The sequence below is a fragment of the Spirosoma daeguense genome (assembly GCF_054776875.1).
On the sequence record NZ_BAAHBF010000004.1, the window covers coordinates 175,964 to 199,813 of the forward strand.

At 45.7% G+C, this 23,850-nt stretch carries 24 protein-coding genes; 7 read left to right on the plus strand and 17 right to left on the minus strand.

Features of this window, described 5'->3' with window-relative positions; all coding sequences use genetic code 11:
- Positions 1-174: 174 nt before the first annotated feature.
- Positions 175-930, plus strand: a complete 756-nt coding sequence (locus ACYVD4_RS13685) for an SDR family NAD(P)-dependent oxidoreductase (RefSeq protein WP_460946492.1) — start codon at positions 175-177, stop codon at positions 928-930.
- A gap of 174 nt (positions 931-1,104) precedes the next feature.
- Here ACYVD4_RS13685 and ACYVD4_RS13690 read toward each other — a convergent pair whose 3' ends face one another.
- The 7 genes from ACYVD4_RS13690 to lysM form a co-directional block, all read right to left on the minus strand.
- Positions 1,105-2,100 (minus strand): 2-hydroxyacid dehydrogenase, encoded by a 996-nt coding sequence (locus ACYVD4_RS13690; RefSeq protein WP_460946494.1) that lies wholly within the window; start codon positions 2,098-2,100, stop codon positions 1,105-1,107.
- Between the two features lie 38 nt (positions 2,101-2,138).
- A complete protein-coding gene (locus tag ACYVD4_RS13695; protein WP_460946496.1) occupies positions 2,139-2,957 on the minus strand; it encodes a universal stress protein in 819 nt (272 codons plus the stop codon).
- 135 nt (positions 2,958-3,092) lie between these two features.
- The gene (locus tag ACYVD4_RS13700; protein WP_460946498.1) at positions 3,093-4,454 is read right to left on the minus strand and encodes an alpha-L-fucosidase; all 1,362 of its coding nucleotides are present in this window, start codon (positions 4,452-4,454) and stop codon (positions 3,093-3,095) included.
- 36 nt (positions 4,455-4,490) lie between these two features.
- Positions 4,491-5,576: a M20 family metallo-hydrolase gene (locus tag ACYVD4_RS13705; RefSeq protein ID WP_460946500.1), complete on the minus strand. Its 1,086-nt coding sequence runs from the start codon at positions 5,574-5,576 to the stop codon at positions 4,491-4,493.
- Between the two features lie 71 nt (positions 5,577-5,647).
- Positions 5,648-6,532 (minus strand): trypsin-like peptidase domain-containing protein, encoded by an 885-nt coding sequence (locus tag ACYVD4_RS13710; RefSeq protein ID WP_460946502.1) that lies wholly within the window; start codon positions 6,530-6,532, stop codon positions 5,648-5,650.
- A 98-nt stretch (positions 6,533-6,630) separates the two neighbouring features.
- Positions 6,631-7,545, minus strand: coding sequence for a DUF937 domain-containing protein (locus ACYVD4_RS13715; RefSeq protein WP_460946504.1), 915 nt, complete (start codon positions 7,543-7,545; stop codon positions 6,631-6,633).
- Positions 7,546-7,719: 174 nt separating this feature from the next.
- Positions 7,720-8,187, minus strand: a complete 468-nt coding sequence (lysM, locus tag ACYVD4_RS13720; RefSeq protein ID WP_460946506.1) for a peptidoglycan-binding protein LysM — start codon at positions 8,185-8,187, stop codon at positions 7,720-7,722.
- Between the two features lie 187 nt (positions 8,188-8,374).
- On the opposite strand from lysM, the gene ACYVD4_RS13725 reads away from it, so the two are divergent.
- On the plus strand, positions 8,375-9,715 hold the full coding sequence (locus ACYVD4_RS13725; protein ID WP_460946508.1) for an SGNH/GDSL hydrolase family protein: 1,341 nt from the start codon (positions 8,375-8,377) through the stop codon (positions 9,713-9,715).
- 6 nt (positions 9,716-9,721) lie between these two features.
- Complete coding sequence (locus tag ACYVD4_RS13730; RefSeq protein ID WP_460946510.1) at positions 9,722-10,513, plus strand: outer membrane beta-barrel protein; 792 nt, start codon at positions 9,722-9,724, stop codon at positions 10,511-10,513.
- Positions 10,514-10,561: 48 nt separating this feature from the next.
- Here ACYVD4_RS13730 and ACYVD4_RS13735 read toward each other — a convergent pair whose 3' ends face one another.
- Both ACYVD4_RS13735 and ACYVD4_RS13740 read right to left on the minus strand, forming a co-directional pair.
- The gene (locus ACYVD4_RS13735) at positions 10,562-11,161 is read right to left on the minus strand and encodes a hypothetical protein (protein WP_460946512.1); all 600 of its coding nucleotides are present in this window, start codon (positions 11,159-11,161) and stop codon (positions 10,562-10,564) included.
- 61 nt (positions 11,162-11,222) lie between these two features.
- Positions 11,223-11,561 carry a winged helix-turn-helix transcriptional regulator gene (locus ACYVD4_RS13740; protein WP_460946514.1) on the minus strand — a complete coding sequence of 113 codons (339 nt, stop codon included), beginning with the start codon at positions 11,559-11,561 and terminating at the stop codon, positions 11,223-11,225.
- A 316-nt stretch (positions 11,562-11,877) separates the two neighbouring features.
- On the opposite strand from ACYVD4_RS13740, the gene miaA reads away from it, so the two are divergent.
- Positions 11,878-12,783: a tRNA (adenosine(37)-N6)-dimethylallyltransferase MiaA gene (gene miaA, locus ACYVD4_RS13745; RefSeq protein WP_460946516.1), complete on the plus strand. Its 906-nt coding sequence runs from the start codon at positions 11,878-11,880 to the stop codon at positions 12,781-12,783.
- On the opposite strand, the gene ACYVD4_RS13750 is transcribed toward miaA, so the two are convergent.
- From ACYVD4_RS13750 to ACYVD4_RS13785, 8 genes are all read right to left on the minus strand, one after another.
- Positions 12,784-13,077 (minus strand): rhodanese-like domain-containing protein, encoded by a 294-nt coding sequence (locus ACYVD4_RS13750; RefSeq protein WP_460946518.1) that lies wholly within the window; start codon positions 13,075-13,077, stop codon positions 12,784-12,786.
- Positions 13,078-13,125: 48 nt separating this feature from the next.
- The gene (locus ACYVD4_RS13755) at positions 13,126-14,973 is read right to left on the minus strand and encodes a T9SS type A sorting domain-containing protein (RefSeq protein ID WP_460946520.1); all 1,848 of its coding nucleotides are present in this window, start codon (positions 14,971-14,973) and stop codon (positions 13,126-13,128) included.
- 25 nt (positions 14,974-14,998) lie between these two features.
- A complete protein-coding gene (locus ACYVD4_RS13760) occupies positions 14,999-15,775 on the minus strand; it encodes a PASTA domain-containing protein (RefSeq protein WP_460946522.1) in 777 nt (258 codons plus the stop codon).
- Positions 15,776-15,841: 66 nt separating this feature from the next.
- Positions 15,842-16,447: a riboflavin synthase gene (locus tag ACYVD4_RS13765; RefSeq protein WP_460946524.1), complete on the minus strand. Its 606-nt coding sequence runs from the start codon at positions 16,445-16,447 to the stop codon at positions 15,842-15,844.
- 67 nt (positions 16,448-16,514) lie between these two features.
- On the minus strand, positions 16,515-17,345 hold the full coding sequence (locus ACYVD4_RS13770) for a class I SAM-dependent DNA methyltransferase (RefSeq protein ID WP_460946526.1): 831 nt from the start codon (positions 17,343-17,345) through the stop codon (positions 16,515-16,517).
- 32 nt (positions 17,346-17,377) lie between these two features.
- Positions 17,378-18,301 (minus strand): glycosyltransferase family 2 protein, encoded by a 924-nt coding sequence (locus ACYVD4_RS13775; RefSeq protein ID WP_460946528.1) that lies wholly within the window; start codon positions 18,299-18,301, stop codon positions 17,378-17,380.
- Between the two features lie 59 nt (positions 18,302-18,360).
- A complete protein-coding gene (locus tag ACYVD4_RS13780; protein WP_460946530.1) occupies positions 18,361-19,485 on the minus strand; it encodes a DegT/DnrJ/EryC1/StrS family aminotransferase in 1,125 nt (374 codons plus the stop codon).
- Entirely contained in the window at positions 19,485-19,889 is a 405-nt protein-coding gene (locus ACYVD4_RS13785; RefSeq protein WP_460946532.1) for a sugar 3,4-ketoisomerase, read from the minus strand. The genes ACYVD4_RS13780 and ACYVD4_RS13785 overlap by 1 nt, the downstream gene beginning before the upstream one ends.
- A gap of 307 nt (positions 19,890-20,196) precedes the next feature.
- On the opposite strand from ACYVD4_RS13785, the gene ACYVD4_RS13790 reads away from it, so the two are divergent.
- The 3 genes from ACYVD4_RS13790 (at position 20,197) to ACYVD4_RS13800 (ending at position 23,818) form a co-directional block, all read left to right on the plus strand.
- Complete coding sequence (locus ACYVD4_RS13790; RefSeq protein WP_460946534.1) at positions 20,197-20,835, plus strand: DUF1684 domain-containing protein; 639 nt, start codon at positions 20,197-20,199, stop codon at positions 20,833-20,835.
- 109 nt (positions 20,836-20,944) lie between these two features.
- Complete coding sequence (gene pheT / locus ACYVD4_RS13795; RefSeq protein ID WP_460946536.1) at positions 20,945-23,392, plus strand: phenylalanine--tRNA ligase subunit beta; 2,448 nt, start codon at positions 20,945-20,947, stop codon at positions 23,390-23,392.
- 87 nt (positions 23,393-23,479) lie between these two features.
- Positions 23,480-23,818 carry a hypothetical protein gene (locus ACYVD4_RS13800; RefSeq protein ID WP_460946538.1) on the plus strand — a complete coding sequence of 113 codons (339 nt, stop codon included), beginning with the start codon at positions 23,480-23,482 and terminating at the stop codon, positions 23,816-23,818.
- Positions 23,819-23,850 lie beyond the last annotated feature (32 nt).

The window sequence follows — 23,850 nt, forward strand, 5'->3', positions numbered from 1 at the left end:
ACAGGCTAACTACGTGATTTATATCAGCTTACCAGTTGAACAAATTCATAGTAACAGGACGTAGCCAGAACGTACTTTGCTTTATCAGACTTATCAACCAACGCGCTGATATGTAGCATTTTCAGCGCGGTTAAAACGCTGATAGGTTTCTATCTCTTTCTAAAAACTATAGATATGAAAAAGGAATTTTCTGGTAAAACTGCTCTCATAACTGGCGCTTCGTCAGGCATCGGTAAAGCCATTGCCCTATTATATGGCGAATATGGTGCCAACGTAGTATTATCTGATATTGATGAGGCTAAAGGACTTGACGTAACCGAACAAGTCAAAGCAACGGGAGCGAAAGCCCATTTTGTTAAAACCGATGTATCCGATCCGCAACAATGTGAGCAACTAACTGAGGAAACCATTTCGGTATTTGGTCAGCTTGATATGGCTTGTAACAACGCTGGCATCGGTGGTGAGATGAATGCAACTGCCGATTATTCGCTGGAAGGGTGGCATACTATCATCAACACAAACTTAAACAGTGTGTTCTATTGTCTGAAGTATGAACTGAAGGCCATGCTACGTCAACGTAAGGGCGGCTCTATCATTAATATGGCCTCCATATTGGGGCAGGTTGGTACGGCGACTGCACCGGGCTACGTGGCCGCTAAACATGGTCTTTTAGGACTGACCAAAACCGCAGCTATCGAGTATGCAGCCAAATGCATACGTATCAATTCGGTTGGACCGGCTTATATCGATACGCCTTTGCTCAACGGCTTGCCAGCAGAAGCCAAACAGGCACTCGTTGGCCTGCACCCGATTGGACGGTTAGGCCGTTCTGAAGAAGTGGCCGAACTGGTTATCTGGCTATCGTCCGACAAGGCTTCTTTTGTAACGGGCTCTTATTATCCGGTCGATGGCGGTTATCTGGCTCAATAATATTTTTAACCCCACTCCTAACCCCTCCCCTGAATTCAGGGGAAGGGGATTTTGGCGTAAGATTTCGTCCAAATTCAGAAGTAAGATCAGACAACAAGAGCAACTTTTTGAATTCTATATCAAAAAACGACCTCGCGCTTTTTCTAAACACGAGGTCGTTTTTATGTCAGCTTATTAACCAACTACTACGCAATCTTCCGGCAAGCGCTGGTGTTCAAGATAGGTTAAATTATTGAGTGTGGTGTACGCAATCTGCTCCATTGCTTCGCGTGTGAAAAAGCCCTGATGCGACGTAACCAGTACGTTCGGCAAATGAGTCAGCATGTCGAGTTCAGAATCGGGCATTTCTTTTTCTGACCAATCGGAATAGAAAAAATCGTCTTCCAGTTCATATACATCCATGCCCAATGCGCCCAGACGGCCATTTTGTAAAGCTTCCAGCACCGACGTAGCATCCATCAGCCCTCCCCTGCCTGTATTGATCAGGTAAGCGCCAACTTTCATTAGCTTTAGCGTGTCAGCGTTGATAAGATGGTGCGTTTCGGGCGTTAACGGACAATGGAGTGTCACTACGTCGGCATGGTTCAGGAGTTCGTTAAGCGGCAAATATTCAACGCCAAGTTGCTGCAAAACAGCCGATTTAACTTTATCGTAAGCCAGTACGTGACATCCAAAACCAAGCATAATCCGGGCAAAGGCAATTCCTATTTTACCCGTACCAATAACCCCAACCCGCTTGCCATATAAATCGAAACCCATCAGCTCATCAAGACGGAAGTCATTCGTTTTAGTACGTTGATAGGCCAGATGCGTTTTTCGATTCAAGGCCATCAATAACGCCACCGAATGTTCGGCAACCGAATGGGGTGAATACGTTGGCACACGCAGAATACGAATACCAAGCTGACGAGCCATTGACACATCGACCTGATTATAACCCGTACAACGTAGCGCAACCAAGCGAATATTCTGCTTGGCGAGTTGCCGAAGTACAGTTTCTGTCAGTTTATCATTCACAAATACGCAAACAGCATCGTTCCCAGCCACCAGATGAACGGTTTCGGGAGTTAGCGTTTGTGGTAAAAAAGTTAGTCGATGCCGATGATTCTGGTTAGCAGCTTCCAGAAAGGGCTGCTCATACGGATGACAGCTAAAAAATGCTACGTTCATAATCAACTCTGTTTGAAGATTTATTACTACCACTCGTATCAGACTACAGCCAGTAGTGGTACATCGGTCAGGCGGGCCATGCGTTGCGTTTCTCCTTCTGAGAACAGTTTCCAGAGCCAGCTACGTGTTTGTGGCAGCATAATCAGCAAGTCGGCTTTGGTGTCGCGCGTAAATGCCAGCAAAGTAGTATAGAGTTCGTTGCCAGTAATCAGGCTTAAGGTATGCGGCTGATCGATCAGCAAGCGTCTTATTTGCTCCGCTTTCTCTCTCACGCGGCTATCGTTTGGATCTTCGCACACACAAGCGACATTGATAACGATACCTAATGCTTTCGCAAACGTGAGGGTTTTTTCAAGTGAAATAGCATTTGGAGGTTCGGCAAGATTGATGCTCAGCACAGCATTTTTCAATCCGGCATAGCCAACCGTCGGCGGAATAAGCAACAGAGGAACTTCTGTTTCGGCCACCATACCTGTTGCAATACTTCCTAATAATTGCGTACTCTGTGGAGCCGTACCAACGGTCGACATCACCAGTAAATCTGCCCGTTCGGTCTTCGCAACCTCTCGAATAACGTTCATGACACGCCCTTCTCTGGCAATGCAGCGTATCGATACATTACCCTCTATTTTACTCTGAAGTTCGCTGGCTAACTTTCGTAATTCCTTCGCGCTTTGGTCCCGAACAGCTTCCTGCGAGAGCGGAAAATTGCCCGTTTTAGCCGGATTCTCAGGCCAGACATGGTATGCATGGCACAAGACCAACGTAGCATTCAGATCGAGAGCCAGTTTACAGGCGAATTGGGCGGCATGGCGGGCATTTATCGAAAAGTCGGTAGCATAGACGATGGTTTTCATAGCAGGCAGAGGATGGTTTGTTCTTTTTTGATGATGTAAAACTACCATCACTCCGGCCAGCTAGCCCTGATAAAAATCAGGCGGGCAGGTAACTTTTACCTGCCCGCCCAACAATTAACACTATTGATAATCAACTTAATTTTCCTGTTCCGATGCTTTATAAACACCAACTTCGGCTAACTCAACAGCGCCATTGGCATTAGTAATAAATAGCCGGATTTTCGATGATTTCACAGCGGGGAAACGTAGCAGTCGTTTATGACCAACAGTGGTGAAACTCTGGATTGATTTCCACTCGCTTCCATCCCAATATTCGACGCGGCCGCTGGCAATACGTTGTCCGCTGGCAATATTTTCCTGAATCGAAATGCGGTCGAATGATTGCTCGCCAATCAGATCAATTGTAATCGGTTGATTAGCCGCAGCTTTCACAAACGTATTCAGTTGTTTATCGATCAGCTTTGGCTGTTTTGCCACCAGATTGGTTTTAAAGGTTTGGTTCAGAATTATCCGAAACTCCTTCAGGCTGGCAACATCCGCGTCCGAAAAAAGTCCTTCCCGGTTTGGTGGTACGTTGAGCAGCAACAAGCTATTACGTCCGACAGACTGGTAATATAAATCGACAAGATTTTTACCCGAACGCACTTTCGCATCTTCAGCAGCGTGATAAAACCAGCCCGGACGTATCGATACGTCGGTTTCGGCAGGTACCCACTGTTTCCCCGCAGCATCGCCCCGATTGAGGTATTTTGGATCGGCCTTACCCGGCGTCAACCCTTCGGTATTGATAGTCGACCAGCAAGTTTCACCCGCATTCCCAGCTTCGTTACCTACCCAGCGCACATCAGGGCCAGCGTCGGAAAACATAACAGCATTCGGCTGTAATTCACGCACTAACGCCCAATAACCCGCAAAATCGTAGGTCATGTCTTTGGCATTTTCACCCTTTGCCCCATCGAACCATACTTCCGAAATCGGGTCGTAATTAGTCAATAGCTCGCGCAACTGACTTTTGTAATAATCGTTATAGGATGCGGTGCCGTAACGTGGCTCATGACGATCCCAGGGCGAGAGATAAACGCCAAACTTCAAACCAAATTCGCGACAAGCGTCCGCAACTTCTTTCACTACGTCGCCTTTACCGTTTTTCCATGGGCTATTTTTAACCGAATGTTCCGTCATTTTAGACGGCCACAGGCAGAAACCATCGTGGTGCTTGGCAGTAATAATGGCCATTTTGAAACCTGCCTCTTTCAACGATTTAATCCACTGACGAGCATCGAGCTTGGTCGGGTTGAAAATAGCCGGACTTTCGGTACCGTCGCCCCACTCTTTGTCGGTATACGTATTGACGGTGAAATGCAGGAACGCTGTCGTTTCGAGTTGCTGCCAGTTAAGCTGGCGGGAAGTAGGCTTAGGTTGTGCAAAAGCAAGCGTTGTTGCCAGCACCGCTAACGTAGTAGTTTTAAGAAAGTTAGAGGCTTTGAAACGTACCATCAATTCTAGTTTTAGTTATCGTTTGTGGGCTTTACATTAAAGAATCTGTTCCAGCATCTGAATATAGCCTTTGACGCCTTCGTCGATTTCGCGCAGATAAATAAATTCATCAGCCGAATGCGAACGCCCGGAGTGTCCCGGCCCGCATTTCAGCGAAGGGCAATTCAACAGGGCCTGATCGGACGTAGTGGGTGAACCGTATGTATGACGCCCCAGCGCAAGGCCCGCCTTTACAATCGGATGATCGACCGGAATACTCGATGGCTTAAGCCGAATCGATCGCGGATGCACGTCTGCTTTAATATTCGCCTTAATGGTGTCGATGATTTCCTCCAAGCTATACTGTTCGGTTACGCGCACATCAATCGTAAACGTACACGTATCAGGTACTACGTTATGCTGCGTACCTGCGTTAATGATCGTCACCGACATTTTTACCGGCCCCAGCGTAGGCGATACGTTCGGAAACTGATACGTAGTGAGCCAGTTAATATCCTGAATGGCTTTATAAATAGCATTATCGCCTTCGTTACGTGCCGCGTGACCGCTTACACCACGCGCCGTACAATCGATTACAAGCAATCCTTTTTCAGCTACTGCCAGTTGCATCTCAGTAGGTTCGCCCACAATTGCAAAGCTGATAAGTGGCAACAAGGGTTCAATAAGCTCCAGCCCTTCCTTACCTGATATTTCTTCTTCGGCCGTGGCCGCCATTACGATATTGTAAGCCATGTCGCTACGTTCGTAGAAATACGCAAATGTGGCTAGTAACGAAACCAGACAACCACCGGCATCATTACTACCTAGGCCAAACAACTTGTCATCCTGCTCCAGTGGATTGAATGGGTCGAGCGTCCACGATTTATTAGGCTTAACGGTGTCGTGGTGAGAGTTGAGTAGTAATGTCGGTTTAGTTTCGTCGAAATGACGGTTTTTCGCCCATATGTTATTTTTGAGCCGCTCAAACGGAATATGCTTTTCCGTAAAGAAAGCTTCTATCAGTTTGGCCGTCTGATCTTCTTCACGGCTAAACGAAGGCGTTGCAATCAATTGTTTCAGAAGAGCAAGCGCATCGGCAGCAAGAGCCGTTTGCGACGCATTTGACGTGGTTGGTTGGTTCATAAAAAAAACGTTGGCCGCCCAAAGATACAGCCAACGTTACAATTAATGGTCGTTCTAAACAATCGTCGTGGTTACGCTTCGTCAAATTTGACCCCGCGCTCACGCAGAAAGGACTTGATGACATCGACGTGCACACATCTACCTACGTTCAGAAACGGATAGTTCGATACGCGGGTTTTTCGGCCATTGATCAACACTTCCTGATTTTCGATATCGAAACCGAGGTGCAGATGGTTCGTAGCCGACTGCATACCATAAACTATACCATTTGTATCGAACAAAGGGCCGCCACTTTGTCCGCGCAGACCGGGCGTACTCATTTCGACCCCAACAATTCCACTCTTATCGGCCGTTAGCCGGGTCACAATTCCATCAATCGGAAAGCTTGGCGAAACCAGTCTTCCTACGGTTGTCCACTCAATATCATCGACAGATGGATTGTAGCGAAAGTTTGTAAACTCAGGAAATGGATAGCCTAATCGACACAAAGTCCGACCAGGCTTTACGCGGCTTGAATCGCCCAGAAACGTAGCGTGTGAGCGATACAACAAACGATTGTACCCTCTGAAACGTAGCAAAGCCAAATCCTGAGTTGGATGCAAATCAATGTCCAGGTGCTCAAACTGATCGACACAACCAACAAAATTGTTACGTATCCGAGTAATGGTATCGATACTCAGCTTAAACTCTGTTTCAAGTTTACTGATGAGATGAGCCGCGTTTTTATCACGTAGCGCGTCGCGCCTGGCCCCCTGAAACTGTCGATAGTTATGATAAATAGCATCGCTTTGCGCAATTAATTCGGCAACATGCTTACACGTAACGGCACAGGCTTCCTGATTCACAAAAAAAAGTGTAGCCGTACCGGGTACAATGTCGTTGTGACCGTAAATGCGAATAATGGAATGTAAGGAGCGGGTAAACGAATCAACGCGTTCGATGGCGTCAACAAACATAATGGATTAGTAGAGTTGAAAACTGCCCAAATCGGGTAGCACGCAAGTTAACCAATCCTGTTCACCCGCGAATCAGGTGTGGCCCAAATTCTAACAACTCATCGTGGATTTGTTTTTGTGGAATCGCGAATACCCAGCGGCCCTGGCACTGTTGAGTCAGTTGTTTGCCCGTTGGCTCCTTCAATACTTTTTCGGGTAGCTGCCGACGTATCTTCAACTTCATTTGATTCAACCCGTGCTGTGGAATCGGTACTAACTCCATCAATACTATTCTGATTCTGGCTGCATTTCTGAATAATCAATCCCAGCACCAGCACAGCCATAGCGATAACTGCCCAACGTAGCCAGCGAACATTTTCATTTCGACGGTCGCCCTCTGCACTTTTTGGAATATTTGGGTTTACTACGTTGCTACTAAAACTATCCACTCCCTGCACTTCGGTCTGTGGACCTGCGGTTGTTTGTAGTTCATCGAAACCTAACAAACTTTCTATGCTTTCAAGGCCATTAGGAATGGTTTTACGAAACTCTGTTGCCTGACCTAGCAATAAGGTTTCGAGGCTCTCACTGGTCAGTCCTTTATCTTGTTCCTGACGGCCTAAGACGCCCATCAGTGTGGAGGCTACCAAACCAAGAATGGTCTGTGCAGATTGGGGCTTCACTCCGCTATACGTGCTAATCAGCTCAGTAACACGTATTTGTTTTTCATCGAAAATATGCGTCAGAAAGTTTCGGCCCGCTGTAACAACCTCGGATATATCCGGGTGATGATCCAGAGTTTGACTAATCTCTAGAGGTGTGTTACTATAATCGCCTTTATCCAGAAAGCTTACGGTATCCGATGAGCCACCCGTTGCCTGGATACGACGCGTAAGGCCACCCAATAATGTAGGAATAGCCCCATTAATAGCTTTTAACGTATTGGCGGGCGATTCGTTTAGTACGCTACTCAGTTTATCGACTACACCTGGGGTAAACTGTTCTTTCAGATAGGATATTAAATGGACAGCCATGTTATCATCGTTGAGTTTGTTCAAATAAACAGGCCACCAACCCGAATGTTATAGCTTAGACCATAATGTTATAGAGTTATGAGGTTATAGGGTTGGTTATAAAGTTATAGGGTTGTAAAGTTGGAGAACGCGTCAGCCAACCTTACAACCCTATAACCTTCTAACTCTACAATTCTACAGTTGCGGGATGCGCAGAACCTGATCAGGATAAATTTTATCAGGATCGCTCAACATTGGCTTGTTGGCTTCGAAGATGACGCCGTATTTCATTGGATCGCCATATACTTCTTTGGCAATTTTCGACAGCGAATCGCCCGATTTTACGGTATAGTATTGTCCTTCTGGAGTTGGTTCATCAACCACCAGTTGGTTATCTACTGCCGATACGCCTTCTACGTTACCAACGGCAAGCGCAATTTTTTCAGCGTCTTCCTGCGTTTTCACTGAACCCGTTAGCGTAACCGTATCGCCTTTTGTTTTCACAGTCAGACTATTATACGAAAGACCTAACTTCTTCACATGATCGAGTAGTGCCTGAGCCCGTACTGGTTCCACTTTTTCAACTTCGGCAGGAGCCGCTGCTGGTTCGTCGTTTTTAAATATTTTTTCGCCTACGCCTTTAAAAAATGATAAGAGACCCATTGGTTTGGTTGCGGTTTAATGAAACATGTAGTAAATGGCTGGCAATTACGCCAACCGATTGAATTTAAACAACATCTATGTGTATAGATTGTTCAACATAAGACGCAAACGAATACAGGAAGTTACGCGAAAGCAGGTTAATTTTTCGTTACGTTCTAAATCACTTTTCTCAAACGCTATAGTCCCAATGCTACGTTCTGGAAAGCCCTGCTGGCAATTTACTCTGCTGGTAGCTGTATGTTTAAGTGCCTGTCGGAATAACGACTTCGACCCGAATGGAACCACCACTACGCCCTCAAAAGGGAATGCCGATTTCGCAAAATACGTAGCGGTAGGAAATTCATTAACCGCCGGCTATGCCGATGGTGGACTTTATCGGGATAGTCAGTTAAATGCTTACCCTAATATTCTGGCGAATCAGTTTAAAACCGTGGGTGGTGGCAATTTTGTGCAGCCGTTGTTTACAGAAGCACAGGCAACGGGCACTGGCTATCTTAAGCTGATTCGTGTTCCCGACCCAGCCAATCCGTTATCGTTATTAACGTCTATAACTCAGGCGGCACCGGGAGCCGTTCGGGCTACAAATTCGAGTGGAAACCCTTTGTACACTAAGTTTACCGACACCAACCAAAATCTGGGGGTGCCTTCAATTAAAGTTGCTGATATTTTCACAACGGGTTATGGTTCTGTAATGGGCAATCCCTATTTCGAACGGCTGGTTGCCGACCAGACCACTACGTATTTTCAGTACGTTAGCAACAATCTGAACGGAGCCACTTTTTTCTCATGTTGGTTGGGCAATAATGATGCACTCACCTTTGCTATCACTGGGGGCGTATCGCCGTTGACGAGCACTACGTTGTTTACTACCAATTTTGCGGCTATAATGGATAAACTGACGGAAGGGGGGCGTAAAGGGGTTGTTGTGGGTATTCCATCGATTACCAATTCACCTTATTTTACTACGTTGGCGTTGCCACTGGTTGTTTTACAACTCAACTTTTTGTTGAAACCAGCAACACCAATTACTGGGTTGGTGATTCAAACCGCAAAGGGCATTCGGGCTACTCAAACCGGCGATTTACTCATGTTACCTAACGCCACGGAATACGCAAACCTGGGTAGTACTACTGTGGGTAGCAAAAATGGGCCGTATGGATTAAGCACAACCAATCCACTACCAACGCAATACGTGCTCGACTTCGATGAAGTAACTCAGTTAACTACGGGCATTTCGCAGTTCAACTCCATTATGAAAGCGCAGGCCGATGCCAAAGGAGTTGCCTATGTTGACCCAAATCCGATTCTGGCTCAAATTGCTTCAGCAGAAGGGCTTACCCAAAATAGTATTACCTACAGATCCAGCTTTATTCAGGGTGGCGTGTTTAGTCTCGATGGTATTCACTTAACACCTGCGGGTTATGCACTGATGGCCAATGAGATCATTAAAGGAATCAATACAAAATATAACGCTACTATTCCACAAGCTAATCCAGCCAGCTACCGGCGTGTGTTGCTTCAACAATAACCTATCATGAAGTTTTTTGAATCTTTCTTAATTGCCCTTCTGCTTTGCTTCAGCAATGTAGTTATTGCCCAGATTCCCAATCTTGAACTTGGCGTTAGAGCGGGCGGTACGTTCAGTCACGGTTTTACAACAATTCCGAGCCAAACGGTTGGAACTGTGCAGACACCCTCTCTCGAAAATAAAAGTAATGGTATTGGCATTGGATATACTGCTGGCATCTGGGCCCGAAAAAATTTCAGCAATTTTTTCATTCAGGCCGAGGTTACTTATAACCAATACCTGTTGAAGCAGAAAGCGAACGTAACACTCGATGTAAATGCGAGTTCCAGCTTAGCGAATGCGCTCCCGATCAGTGTTCAGCCGGGCCTACTGAGTGCTACGTTAGACGCAGTCTCGGAATCAGTACTGGAAGGTATCAACGTCCCGATTCTGGTTGGGAAACGCTGGATGGATGGAAAACTAAGAGGTTACGCTGGCCCAACGCTCATTTTTGTGCAAAAGGCAGAAGTTCGGCGGGTTACGTCAGGGATTATCAATGCAAACTCAAACGTGACGTTTCCAGAGACACCTATTCCGCCCACAACCGGCACAACCAATCTACTGAATAAGTACGAAGCGCAGAATCTGGAAGTGAAAGATATTACGTATGCACTGGAAATTGGGGCAGGTTATACACCCTTAAAAAATCTGGATGTAGACATACGCTACGCCTTACCTGTTGGTGGTGTTTATAAAGACAATACCATAAAAGGCTTCCTCGGTATAGCTTCTATTTCGCTGGGATACAAGCTATTCTAATTGTAGGTCAGCCGTCGCTTTTTAAGATGAAAGCAACGGCTGACTCGTTTATTCTTCTGTAAGTCGATAATTAAGCCCGGCCGGATTGAGTTTATAACGCTTCATCTGGATACCGCCCGATGGCTCAGCGTTTGCGTCTCCGGAGCGATAAACCGGAAATTTCCGGCACAATACGTCCCGTTCAACCCAAAGTGTGTCATGGCCCATATAACCTTCTGCTGGCGGCAATTGCCAATTCGTTAGCGTAATATCGGCTTTTCTATCGGCCAGAAACTGCCAGGCATATACGCGGCCAAACGAGCCACTTCCATTACTGACGGTATAGACATAGAGTTCAGGAAATCGGTTTCCATCTAAATCGGCAACCTCAGCCCCTTCTACGGCTCCGTCGATACGTACCCGAAAATTTGTTAGCAGTAACTCTCCACGATATGCCTTCACAACCAACTCACGAACAGCACCTGTATCGGCCGTAGTTATGGCAAACCTGAATACGTTGAATGTCAACACTTTGTTATAAAGCGGAGCTGTCTGTTTTTGCAGATTGCCTACTTTCGTTTGCACAAAGGCATTACGTTGCGGGTTGCCCTGAGCCAACTGGGCAAGCCATAGCAGACTCAAGAAACAGCAACCTAATTTCACATTCATTGATTTCGTATACGGTAATCCCTAGCCCATAACGCTCCGAAATCAAAAAAAGTTGATTGCTTTACACTTCCAGAAACGTTTCGCCAACGGAGGTCAGCTTAAGCAGGGTTGGTAACACTTGCCGACCTTTTTCGGTCAGACTGTACTCAACGCGAGGGGGCACTTCATTATACGATTTCTTTTCAATGACCCCTAACGTAGTTAACGCCTTGAGCTCCTGAATTAGTACTTTCTCGCTAACATCAGGAATCATCCGCCGTAACTCACCATACCGTCTTGCTTCGGTGCCCAATTGGTAAATAATGTATAAACGCCATTTACCACATATAATGTCCAGTGTTTTTCTAAGAATTAATTGCCTCGAATCTGTAGGCGTTTTCAGTTTGACTTGTTCATTCATAGGATAAAAATAACTAACCTTTTGGTAGGCAATGCACTGATTAAAAGGCATTTATGACCCATAAATATAGGTATTTATAGCTAACCTATACAATATGGCTCCAGTCAAAAACTAGCAAATATTTTCAGCTAATAGTTAACTAATTGCTAATCAACTACACAAGAAGTTAAATAGAGGAATCAGCATACACTTCTTGCTATCGTATAAGTCGACTGCGTAGAACTAATACGATTTTTTACATACAACAACTTCTTGAATTAGTTGTTTTGCATACCTTTATTTACAGTACGATTAAACAAACTATTTCGATTCCTGCTTGAAAACCTTGCTTGTTGTGGCTGGTCCAACGGCCGTTGGGAAAACCGCCCTTTGCATTCAATTAGCCAAGAAATTAAACACTGCTGTTGTCTCTGCCGACTCCCGGCAATTATATCAGGAGTTGACAATCGGTACGGCTAAGCCTTCTGCCGATGAAATGGACGGCGTGCCCCATTATTTTATCGGCTCACATTCAATTACCGATTCTGTAAATGCCGGACGTTATGAGCGCGAGTGCCTTGCGCTCTTGGGTGAGTTGTTCCAGAAAAACGATGTTGTTATTTTATCGGGAGGAACGGGCCTGTATATCAACGCTGTTTGTTTCGGGCTCGATGATATGCCCCTAGTTGATGCTACACTTCGCCAGCAAATTTTTCAGCGTTTGCAGCAGGAAGGCCTTGAATCCCTACAGAAAGAATTACACCGATTAGACCCTGTTTATGCGCAAACGGCCGACTTACAGAATCCCGTTCGCGTAACGCGTGCGTTGGAGGTTTGTTTGACAACTGGCCGACCTTATTCATCGTATCGACGTAAACAGCCTGCCGAGCGACCGTTTCGTTCTGTGCTGGTTACGCTTGAACGGCCACGTGAAGAGCTGTATGAGCGAATTGAGAAGCGAGTTGATAAAATGTTAGGTAACGGTCTACTCGAAGAAGTAAGGTCATTGACCGACTATCGTTTATTACCTGCTTTACAGACAGTTGGCTATCAGGAAGTTTTTCCTTATCTGGATGGGACCTATGATTATGAAGAAATGGTTAGTCTGCTTAAACGAAACTCCCGACGTTACGCAAAACGGCAGATGACCTGGTTTCGTAATCAGGGTAATTATAAATCAATATCTCTGCGAAATAATCAGTTAGCAGAACAGAATATCCTCCGTCTGCTAACCAATTCATAATTATTGGGCTCTATAGGCCAGCATACCTCCAATTACGTTACGGACGTTGTTAAAGCCGTTTTGTTCCAGAATTTGCTGAGCCATTCCGCTACGTTTACCCGACCGGCAGTGTACAATAACCTCCTCATCCTGTAAGCCATCCAATTCATCCAACCGATGTGGCAAATCGCCCAGCGGAATCAACGTAGCACCGATGTTATCCTCTTCGTATTCGTTTGGTTCGCGAACATCGAAAAGATTCAATTTTTCGCCCTTGTCGAGCCGTTCTTTTAGCTCCTGTACGGTAATATCCATAATAATTGTGTCAATAGCCGCCCACAGCGACTGTACATAAAATGTTTATTAGTGTTGAATGATTATTTTCTGTACGGCGGTACGTTGGTCAGCAAAAAGCCGAACCAGGTAGAGTCCGTCGGGTAGATGACTCACATCTAACGTTTGCTGTCCACGACCGGGTTCAACTGCGAGTACTGTCCGGCCGCTGCTGTTCATAATTTCCAGCCGATTCAGCGTCTGATTATCCCAACGTAACAAACCAGCCGTAGGGTTCGGATACGTATATAATGGCGCAAGCGGTTCAGGTGTTGCCGTAACAATACTATCAGGGCGTGCGCCCATAACCGGACGTAGCATAAAAGCACCAGGTACGTTAAGCGATGACGATGCCAGATTTTGCTCCCAGTTTGTGCCGCCGTTATAGAAAATATGTGCGCCAAATGGACTGTTCTTATCAAAGCCGATACGTAGCAATGTGGTATCCGTGCTGCTAATTTGCTGATAACCAACATAAAATGTATCTTTCACCGATACGCTTTTGGTAAACTTAAAATCTACAAATCCATTACGTGTATTCGGATACTGTGTAGTGAACGCCTGCTGATAGATCGCCGTACCGGGTCTGCCCCCATTGTTCGAAAATACTTTAATCACAAACGACTGCCCCGTCTGATTCGTTGTAAACGGAACAATACAGGCACGAACGCCCCCAATTGCATCGGGTTTATTAAGAATAAACCGTACGGCAATTTGTTCACGCTGTCTGATTTGCTGAGCATATTCCCACGTGCCATCGTCGTAGGCATAATAATCATCTAACACGGCCACAGACGAAATTGTATCGTTACGTCGTAAATCTACTTCTGGAATGGAAGGATTCTGGTTATCAGTTGTCCCTAAAGTGACTTTATAACGTAGTAAAGCTCTTGTAGCCGAGCCCAGGTTGGTAGCGGGAGTCGCTTTTATAGACTTGCGTAGTGAACTTAACTGCCCTAAAATCAAGCCATCTTCTTTATAATCCTGTATAACACGCCCAGATACCTCATCCCTCACAAGAAGACCAACTCCAATCACATTGAAGCCATTGAAGAGGTTATTTATGTCGGTCGTAACGGTATCAGCCGTTTCAGCAACGGGGTTCACGTTATATTGTGATAACGGCATTGCCATGTACCGCTTAAAAAACGACGTAAGAGGCTGTCGGGTAGCTACGTCCTTAACGTATATATCGTTTAAAGAACGGCCCTTGTTTACGTAAATATAGTCTATGTTCCACGTATCGAATGGCCCTGAAGACCGACCAAACGACCTAAATCTAAATGCAAAATTTGCGTGCAAAAAGATTGACCTATCTACGGCAACAAACTCCTGTAAAAAATTATTATTGATTGTTCCACCTGCTTTCGCCCAGACCGTTCGCCAGATACCACCATTATCCAAAAACTGAAGGGTTAACGAATCAGCAGGCAAACGGCTCAACGAATCTCCTGCATCGGGCAATTCACCCAAACCTCTGATTTGCCAATAAAAACTCAGGTATACCTTGCTATCGGCGGTCAGACCAGATAAATTGATAGGTAGCGACTCCAACGTATCAGTATAGTCCTGTGCGAGTGGATTGTTGATTTGGTACGGCCGACCATTTTGTTTTAACCCATCGAACGACGCTACGTTAATGGTCGGATGGTTTATCGACATGGTGTTATTGATATACACACCACTACCCCCTCGCCAGCGAGCGGGGTCGGCCACATCGATACCGGGTCGACCGGTCGCCGTTGAAAAATCCTCGAAAAAAGGTAAACTCAGCGGTGTCTGTGCCAACACACCTGAACCGCACAGCACAAGCAATAAACCGCACAAAAATCGGCTGGCAAACGGTAAAAAAACCTGTCGAAGAAAAGCAATTTTCATGTACTGATGTTGCCAGAAGCGGTTTTTACTGATCGGGTTCTACGGGCCCAACGATCCATAAATCCATTGTTTCGCCCACACGAATGCGCTCGCCCGACCTAGCTTCGGGCCGTTGCCGAACTACCGTGCCTACTTCCTTTTCGGGGTCATCAACAGAAATAATCGTGCCGACTTTCAGACTCGAGCCTTGAATGGTCAGTTTAGCTTCGTCGAGCGGCTTACCTACAACGTCAGGAACCTCAAACATCGTATTACCCAGCCCATCACCAATTTCAAGATCTATTTTCGCCCCCTTCGGCACGGGTGTTCCGGGCGTAATTTCTTTTCCGTTATAGAGCTGATGAAGCACTTTATTTTTACCAACATCGGGAACATAGGTCCGTTCGCCTTCTTCCAGCCCAAGTGAACGTAGCATCAAAGCCGCACTCCGGTCAATCATATCGACCAGTTTGGGCATGGCTACCATCGGAGCAACGCGCTTGGTGAGGGTTATGTATATTTTTCGATCCTCTTTCACTTTGGCATTGGCTCTGGGATACTGCTGAATCACCGTAAGCGGTTCCTTACCCGCTACAAACGTACAATCTTCTACTTCGTAGCGCAGGTCGCGATCTTCCAGTACGTTGGTCATTTCATCATAACTCATCGACGTAACATCGGGTACCGTAATAGTCTGGCCGTGGTTGGTCGTAAAAGGTAGGTAGATAAAGAAAAAACCCAGAAATAAAACAGCCAGCAAAGCCAGAATTATTCCTAGTTGAACCAGCAAGTCTGAAAACGAGCGGGTGCTGATTTTTGCCATTCAGATGGGAGAATTTGGTAAATCGAATAACCGTTGTTTACAAAAGTAGTAGAAATCCAATGCCTACTATCGATACGCAAACAGCATTTTTTTGATGTACTTTCCAATAATGTCGAATTCCAGATTTACCATATCACCAACTTTCAGGTCGGAGAACGTAGTGTGCTCGTAAGTATATGGAATAATGGTTACCCGAAATTGATTGGATTGCGCATTAAAAACGGTTAAACTCACGCCATTGATACAAATAGACCCTTTTTCGACCGTCACGTTCTGTTCTGTGGCTTCGCCGGGTAGCGGTTCGTACGAAAAATCGTAAAGCCAGCTCCCGTTCATATCCGTTACGTTGGTACAAATTCCTGTCTGGTCAACGTGTCCCTGCACAATGTGCCCGTCAAAACGACCGTTGGCTGGCATGCACCGTTCGAGATTCACTCGGTCGCCAATTTTCAGAGCACTTAGATTGGTTTTTTTGAGAGTTTCGTCAACAGCCGTTACGGTATAACTGCCATCGGCAACACTCGTTACGGTCAGGCAAACACCGTTGTGACTTACACTCTGGTCTATTTTCAGTTCAGCCGAAAGAGCCGCTTCGATTCGAAAAGTCAGGTTGGTTCCGTCAGGTTCAATAGCCGTTACGCGGCCCGTTGTTTCAACAATTCCAGTAAACATGAGAGTCAATAATCGTCAGTCAATAATCCTTCGAAGGTGCCGTATACTACGTAGTGCTACGTATGTTTTACTTCCGCACGACTTCTATGAACAATGAACTTCCAAAAGGGGTTCGACGTAGCATTTTTTGCTCGGTTCTAACAATTCGATATAGCGTCTGATTAATCCAGTTAGCCGGTAAATACACATCGGATTCGGGTTGTGCTACGTTACGCCGGCCGAGTTTGAGCTGTAATTGCTGCCATTGACGTACCGGGAGAATCAAAAACGCTAACAGAAAGCTCCAATACGTTGACCAAACGATACGTAGTCTGGCCGAAGGCAATAGTTTTTCAAACGTAGCCAGCGTAAACCGGCGCGTACTTTTTACCGCCAGATCATGTTCTCCCCGGAATAGATCGAACGCATTGTTGTTGCTAATTAATAAGCCCTCTGGTCGCAATCGATTCGCCATCGCGGTAAGAATACTTGTTAATTTTGTATCGTCGAAATAGCAAAATACGTCGTTACAGACAATAGCGTCGTACTGCTTTTCAGGTTCAAATGTTGTCAATTCGTTCATATCGAGCAAACTAGCCGAGAAACCACGCTCCTGACAGAATGCCACCGCATCTGACGAACCGTCGATGCCACGCAGATTCGTATAGCCACTTCGGTGCAAAAAATCGAGCAAACCGCCAGTACCACAACCCGCATCCAGAATTGCAATATCACGACGGTTGCCAAAACGTTTTTCCAGTGATTCAAGTACGCGTTCGTGCAGATGACGGTACCACCACAGTTGGCCCTCCACCTGAAACATCTTCTCATATTCTTCCGAACGACCAATCATATATTTGTTGGTATTGGGAGTAAGGAGCGGGTATTGGGAGTGAACAATGTTGCCACGCAAATACATTTATCTGCCGGAAGGTTTTTCACTCCTAATACTCACTTCTCACTACCAATACTCTTTTTTTCCACATACGGCGGTAAGCCGCTATAAGCCATAAATAATTTGCCAAGGTATTCGCCCAGAATACCCAAAAAAAGCATTTGTATGCCCAGTACTGTCCCGATGCCCCACAGAATTAGCCCCGAATTGGAAACCGAAAACTGATTGGTAAGCCAACTAAACAGCAGAATGCTTCCTGTTAACAAACCGACAATCAGCAGAACAGCGCCTAACACGGTAAAAATCCGAATGGGCCAGAGCGAATACCCAATGAATACATTCAGAAAGAGCGCAATTAGTTTTCGTGCAGTATAGCTTGAACGCCCTTCGGCTCGTGCTTCGTGCGGCACGTCAACACTTGCTACGTTGCGGGTAACGCGAAAAATAAGTCCATCAATATATGGGTATGGGCCTCTATACTTGATAATCTCGTTAACAACGTCGCGGTGAATTAACTTAAAACTCGACAGGTACAAATTGCGGGGCTTGCCTATCGAATAAGTTGTCAATGTATTAACTAACCAGCTTCCCAAGTTGCGAAACCAGTGATGCTGCTTCTCGGCATAACGGCTATACATTACGTCGTAATGCCCAGATTCGGCGGCCGTTACCAGCGTCAGAATCGACTCAGGCGGGTTTTGAAAATCGTCGTCAATAATTGCTACGTATTCTCCTCGCGCATGATTCAGTCCACATAAAACCGCGTTGAACTCGCCAAAATTCTTACGTAGTGAAATAAACTGCACGTTGTTGTGTTGCTCAGCAAGCTGCTGACAGATACGTTCTGACTCATCTCTGCTCCCATCATTAACCAGCACAACTTCAAACACTCGCCCCGACAGGCAAGTCTGTAACCGTTCGACCAATGGCCCAATGGTTTGTTCACTATTGTAGACCGGAATTACGACAGACAGGTACATAGATAGTGAAAGAGCGAAAGAGTGAAAGAGCATGCTGTAGTTACCATTCGCTCTTTCATTCACTCTTTCGCTCTTTGAATTTCGTCAAACTGGTTGATTGTTTCAATAATATGAGCTACCTCATCATCCGTTATAACCGGATTCAATGGCAGACTAATGACTTCGTGATGAAGCTGCTCAGAAATTGGCATCGACAGATGTGCTAACGACGTATAGGCTTGCTGCTGATGTGGTGGAATTGGGTAATGCACATCGGTTACGATACCTTTCTCTCTTAAATAAGAACGTAACACTTCACGGTTAGGATGACGTATCACAAATAAATGCCAGGCATCTTCCTCAAGCTGATCGGCTGGCGGCAACGTAACATCTGCATGGCGAATACCGTCCAGATAGGTTCGCGCCAGAAAACGCCGTCGTTTGTTTTCGGCATCGAGCTGAGTCAACTTTGCCGATAAGATAGCAGCCTGTATTTCGTCGAGCCTGCTATTGTGCCCCTGAAAGTCATTTACATATTTCTGAGCTGAACCGTAATTACGTAGCGCTCGCAGCTTTTCAGCCAACGTAGCATCGTTTGTGGTGATGGCACCCGCATCGCCCAGCGCGCCCAGATTTTTACTCGGATAAAAACTCCACCCGGCCGCATCGCCCAAGCTTCCGGCTTTTTTCCGATTCAACGATTTGTCCGGATAAATAGCGCCATGCGCCTGAGCAGCATCTTCAAGAACTTTCAGCCCATACTGTTGTGCAAACGTATTAATCGCTTCCATTTCACAACAACGTCCATACAGATGAACAGGCAAAATGGCTTTGGTACGTACTGAAATGGCAGCCTCCAGTTTGGTTGGATCGAGCAGGTACGTTTGTGGATCTGGCTCTACCAGCACGGGCGTTAAACCAGCTTGTGTAATACTAAGAATAGACGCGATATAGGCATTCGACGCAACGAGCACTTCACTACCGGCCGGAAAATCCCAGGCTTTCATCACCAATGTCAACGCTTCGAGTCCATTTGCAACGCCAATACAATAGCTTGTTTGGCAATATTGCGCAAATTGTTGTTCGAAGCTATCGACCTCACGGCCCAGAATATACCAGCCGCTGTTCAGAACCCGTGAAGTAGCTTCCAGTATTGCCGCCAGATGAGGCTCATTCACGCGCTTCAGATCAAGAAACGGAATCATTAGGAACCAGCTAACACCGATACAGCGGTCCAGCGACTATTGGGGTAAGGTTCGTAGATATAGTCGTCTTTATCGTAAAGTTCATTCGAAACGACGAGCAAAATCGCGTCTTCCGAAAACTCATCCATTACGTGCCAGTCTTCGGGCTTAAGCACCAAACACTCGCGTGGATTTGTCAAATGGACTATTTCTTCATTGATGCCATTATGTGAATAAACGCGACAACTCCCATTCAAACAAATAAGTGCATTCCAGGCTTTAACATGCCGATGGCCTGCCCGAGACGCATGACCAGCTTCGTAGATATAAAAAACACGCTGAATTGCGCCCGGAATAATGTTTTCGAAAACGGTCAGATTTCCGTTTTCTGAATTAAATGTTTGTAGCTCGTAGAGTTGGGCCATATAAAGACCTTTTTATTTATGGTTACTTAGGGATAAATACCCTTAAAATTATTAAAAAAACATTAAAGACCAATTAAGTATGTACGAAATGAACTTACCTGTACATCAGTTCATTTAAACGGATCGATTGGCAAAAACAGGATGAAAATTATGGTTAAAAACTGAAATTTCCTTTTTTTTCAATAAAACTTCCTTCAATTGACTTCAGTAATAAATTTAGTTTAATTTTTTGTTGCCTTATTTCACGACATATACATTTTCAGACAACAGTTTATTTACTTCACGTTTGCGTCAATTATTAGAACACATGATAAAAAATAAATTCTTTCTGACTGGTCTTTTTGTCGTTGCACTTATTGTCATTTATTACTCTTTTTTCGATAACGGAAACATGTCATCGGCCAGTGGATTGGAAACCGTACTAAATCCAGAAACGTATCGTCAGCAGATGGCCGCTAGCCGAGCCGAAAAAGATAAGTTTTTAAGAACCGATGGAGAGTCTCCCATTACGGATAAAAAAGCGTTTTCGGGGCTGCACTATTTTGGGCCAGATCCGGCTTATCGGATAATTGCCCGGCTCGAACCATTTGCCGATAAAACCCAGAAACTGGTTGTAAAAATGAGCGATGGTAGCGAAGAAGTGTACACAAAATTTGCCCACGCTGTCTTTAGTCTCGAGGATCAGCCCTGCCGCTTACTGATTGTAAAGCTGGAAAATACATACACAATCCTGTTTCGGGATGCTACGTCGAACAAAGAAACGTATGGCGGTGGACGCTATCTGGAACTAGACCCAAAAGATCTTACCGATGCGCAGGCAGTTCTGGATTTCAACAAAGCGTATAATCCGTATTGCGCCTATAATCCGACCTACGCCTGTCCAATTCCGCCCGCCGAAAACACGCTTTCTATAGCCGTAAAAGCGGGCGAACGGTATCACGAGTAAGTTCAAAAGATTGAGCATGAAAGTGTCGGTTGAAATTTTTCCTTCCTGTTGGCCTTACCTTTCCTGCCTTTCCTGCCTACCTTTGTGTAATTTTCTGTTTAGCTGAGGTATGGAAGTTTCCTATAAATGGTTACAAGATTTTATTGATTTAACTGAATCGCCCGAAGAAGTAGGCAAACTGTTAACATCGACGGGGTTAGAAGTTGAAGGAATTGAAAAAATAGAGGCTGTTCCGGGCGGATTGGAAGGAGTTATCATTGGAGAAGTGCTCACCTGCGCCAAACATCCGGATGCCGATAAATTAAGTTTAACAACAGTTGATGTTGGAGCCGAGCAGCCATTACCCATTGTTTGCGGAGCCCCGAACGTAGCTGCTGGCCAAAAAGTGATTGTTGCACTTGTCGGTGCTACGTTGCATCCTCGTTCGAGCGACGAAAAACCAGCCGAGCCGTTTCAGATCAAAAAAGCTAAAATCCGGGGTGCTGCCTCGGAGGGAATGATTTGTGCCGAAGACGAGATTGGTCTTGGAACATCACATGCCGGGATTATGGTGCTCGACACCGACCTGCCAAATGGCACACCTGCAGCCCGTTATTTCAACCTCGAAGCAGACTATCAAATTGCCATTGGCCTGACACCGAACCGTATTGACGCAGCTTCGCACTACGGCACCGCCCGCGATTTGAAAGCTGTGTTGAACCGTCCGCTTCGAATGCCATCGGTCAACGAATTCAAGGTCAACAACACCGATTTGCCAGTTGATGTAAGAATTGATGATTTGGACGCCTGCCCACGTTTTACCGGACTAACTATTTCGGGAATTACGGTAGGAGAATCACCAGCATGGCTAAAACAGCGTTTGTTGGCCATTGGTCTGAATCCAATCAACAACGTAGTCGACGTAACGAACTACGTTTGTCAGGATTTGGGGCAACCGCTTCATGCGTATGATGTCGATAAAATTGCGGGCAAACAGGTCATTGTAAAAACAGTAGCCGAAGGCACTTCTTTCATTACGCTTGATGGCGTAGAGCGGAAACTGACGGCCACTGACCTGATGGTCTGCGATGCCGAAAAACCGATGTGCATTGCCGGTGTATTTGGCGGTCAGGATTCGGGTGTATCAGCGCAGACAACGAGCATTTTCCTCGAAGCCGCTTATTTTTCGGCTACGTCTGTTCGGAAAACGGCTCAGCACCACGGTTTGAAGACCGATTCATCGTTCCGATTTGAGCGCGGAACCGATCCTAACATGCCCCTTTTTGCCTTAAAACGGGCTGCTTTGCTGATTCAAGACGTAGCGGGTGGCGCAATTAGCTCGAACGTAACGGACCTCTACCCTACCCCCATCGAGCCTTTCCGCGTGCCTGTTCGCTATCGGAACATCGACAGACTCATTGGTATTCAGATCGATCATATCGAAATCCATCGGATATTGAATGCGCTGGATATTCAGGCCGAAAACGTAACCGACAATGGGTTTATCGCCATCGTGCCACCGTATCGTGTCGACGTAACGCGGGAGGCCGATGTGATCGAAGAAATTCTGCGTATTTATGGATTGGATAACGTACCACTTTCGACTAATTTGTCGGCCGATACGTTGTCGGAGTTCCCAAAAACCGATCCCGACCAATGGCAAAGTCGTGTAGGTCAGTTGATGGCTGCTAACGGGTTTTACGAAACGCTGACACTGTCGCTAACCCGCCCAACGTATCACGATGCGATACGGTCGTCGTTGCCCGGTGCCGATGTTACGTTGATGAATCCGCTCAGCGACGAGCTATCGGTTATGCGCCAGACGTTGCTCTTTTCAACGCTCGAAACATTGGTATACAACCTCAATCGTCGGCAGAAAGACCTGAAACTGTTTGAGTTTGGCAAAGTGTACCATCAGAATAAAACCGACGATGGCAACACCAAATACGTAGAACAAATGCGCCTGAGCCTGGCTATTATGGGAAATCAGCAACCCGAAAGCTGGCTCCAGAAAGGCCAATCGGTTGCTTATCATGATCTGGCAACAGCCGTACAGCGCGTATTGAATTTGTTCAGAATCAAGACAATAGAGACGCAGCCCGCCGACGCTACGTTGTTCCAGTATGGGCTAACCTACGTAGTGAATCGTAAACCGATTGTCAGTCTGGGTCTGGTTCATCCGAAACTGACGAAACTGGTCGATCTGAAGCAGCCCGTTTTCTACGCTGATTTCGACTGGCAGGCACTGCTAAAACTGACCCGTTCGGAGAAAGCTCGTTACGAAGAGGTTCCCCGTTTTCCGGAAGTTCGGCGCGATTTATCGCTCGTACTCGACAAGAGTGTTACGTTCGAGCAAATCAGTAAACTGGCCCGACAAACAGAACGTAAATTGCTACGTTCCATTAATGTGTTCGATGTCTATGAAGGTGAAAATCTGGGTACCGATAAAAAATCATATTCAGTAAGTTTCATGCTTCAGGATTCGACACAAACATTAACTGATACGACTATCGACAAAACCATGCAGCGACTCATGGGTATTTTTGAGAAAGAACTAGGTGCTGTCATTAGAAAATGATTGAATGATAGAATTTTGAATGATTGAATAGAGATCACATTCAACAATTCTATCATTCAAAATTCTATCATTCACTTATTAATAGCCGTGGTAAGCGAACATCAGATTATTGCGCTGGTTGAGCGTTTTGAGCATAAACTCGAACTGCTCAAAAATTTGTATGCCGATGCGAAGAAGCAAATTGAACTTCTTGAAGAGGAAAATGAGTCCCTTCAGGATAGTTTAAAAGCGCAGCAGCAACTCATTCGTGACCTACGGAAAAAACCTGTTATTTCAGAAAAAAATACACCAAAGTCAAAAGATAGTAGTATACTTGTAAAAGACAACCCGTCTAATACAGATACGAATGCTCGATTAAAACTACAACTCGACGAATATATCCGGGAACTGGAACGGTGTATAACTCACTTGAGTAGTTTGTCATAAACCAAATTGGCTCCGGGGTTTGCCCCAATTGG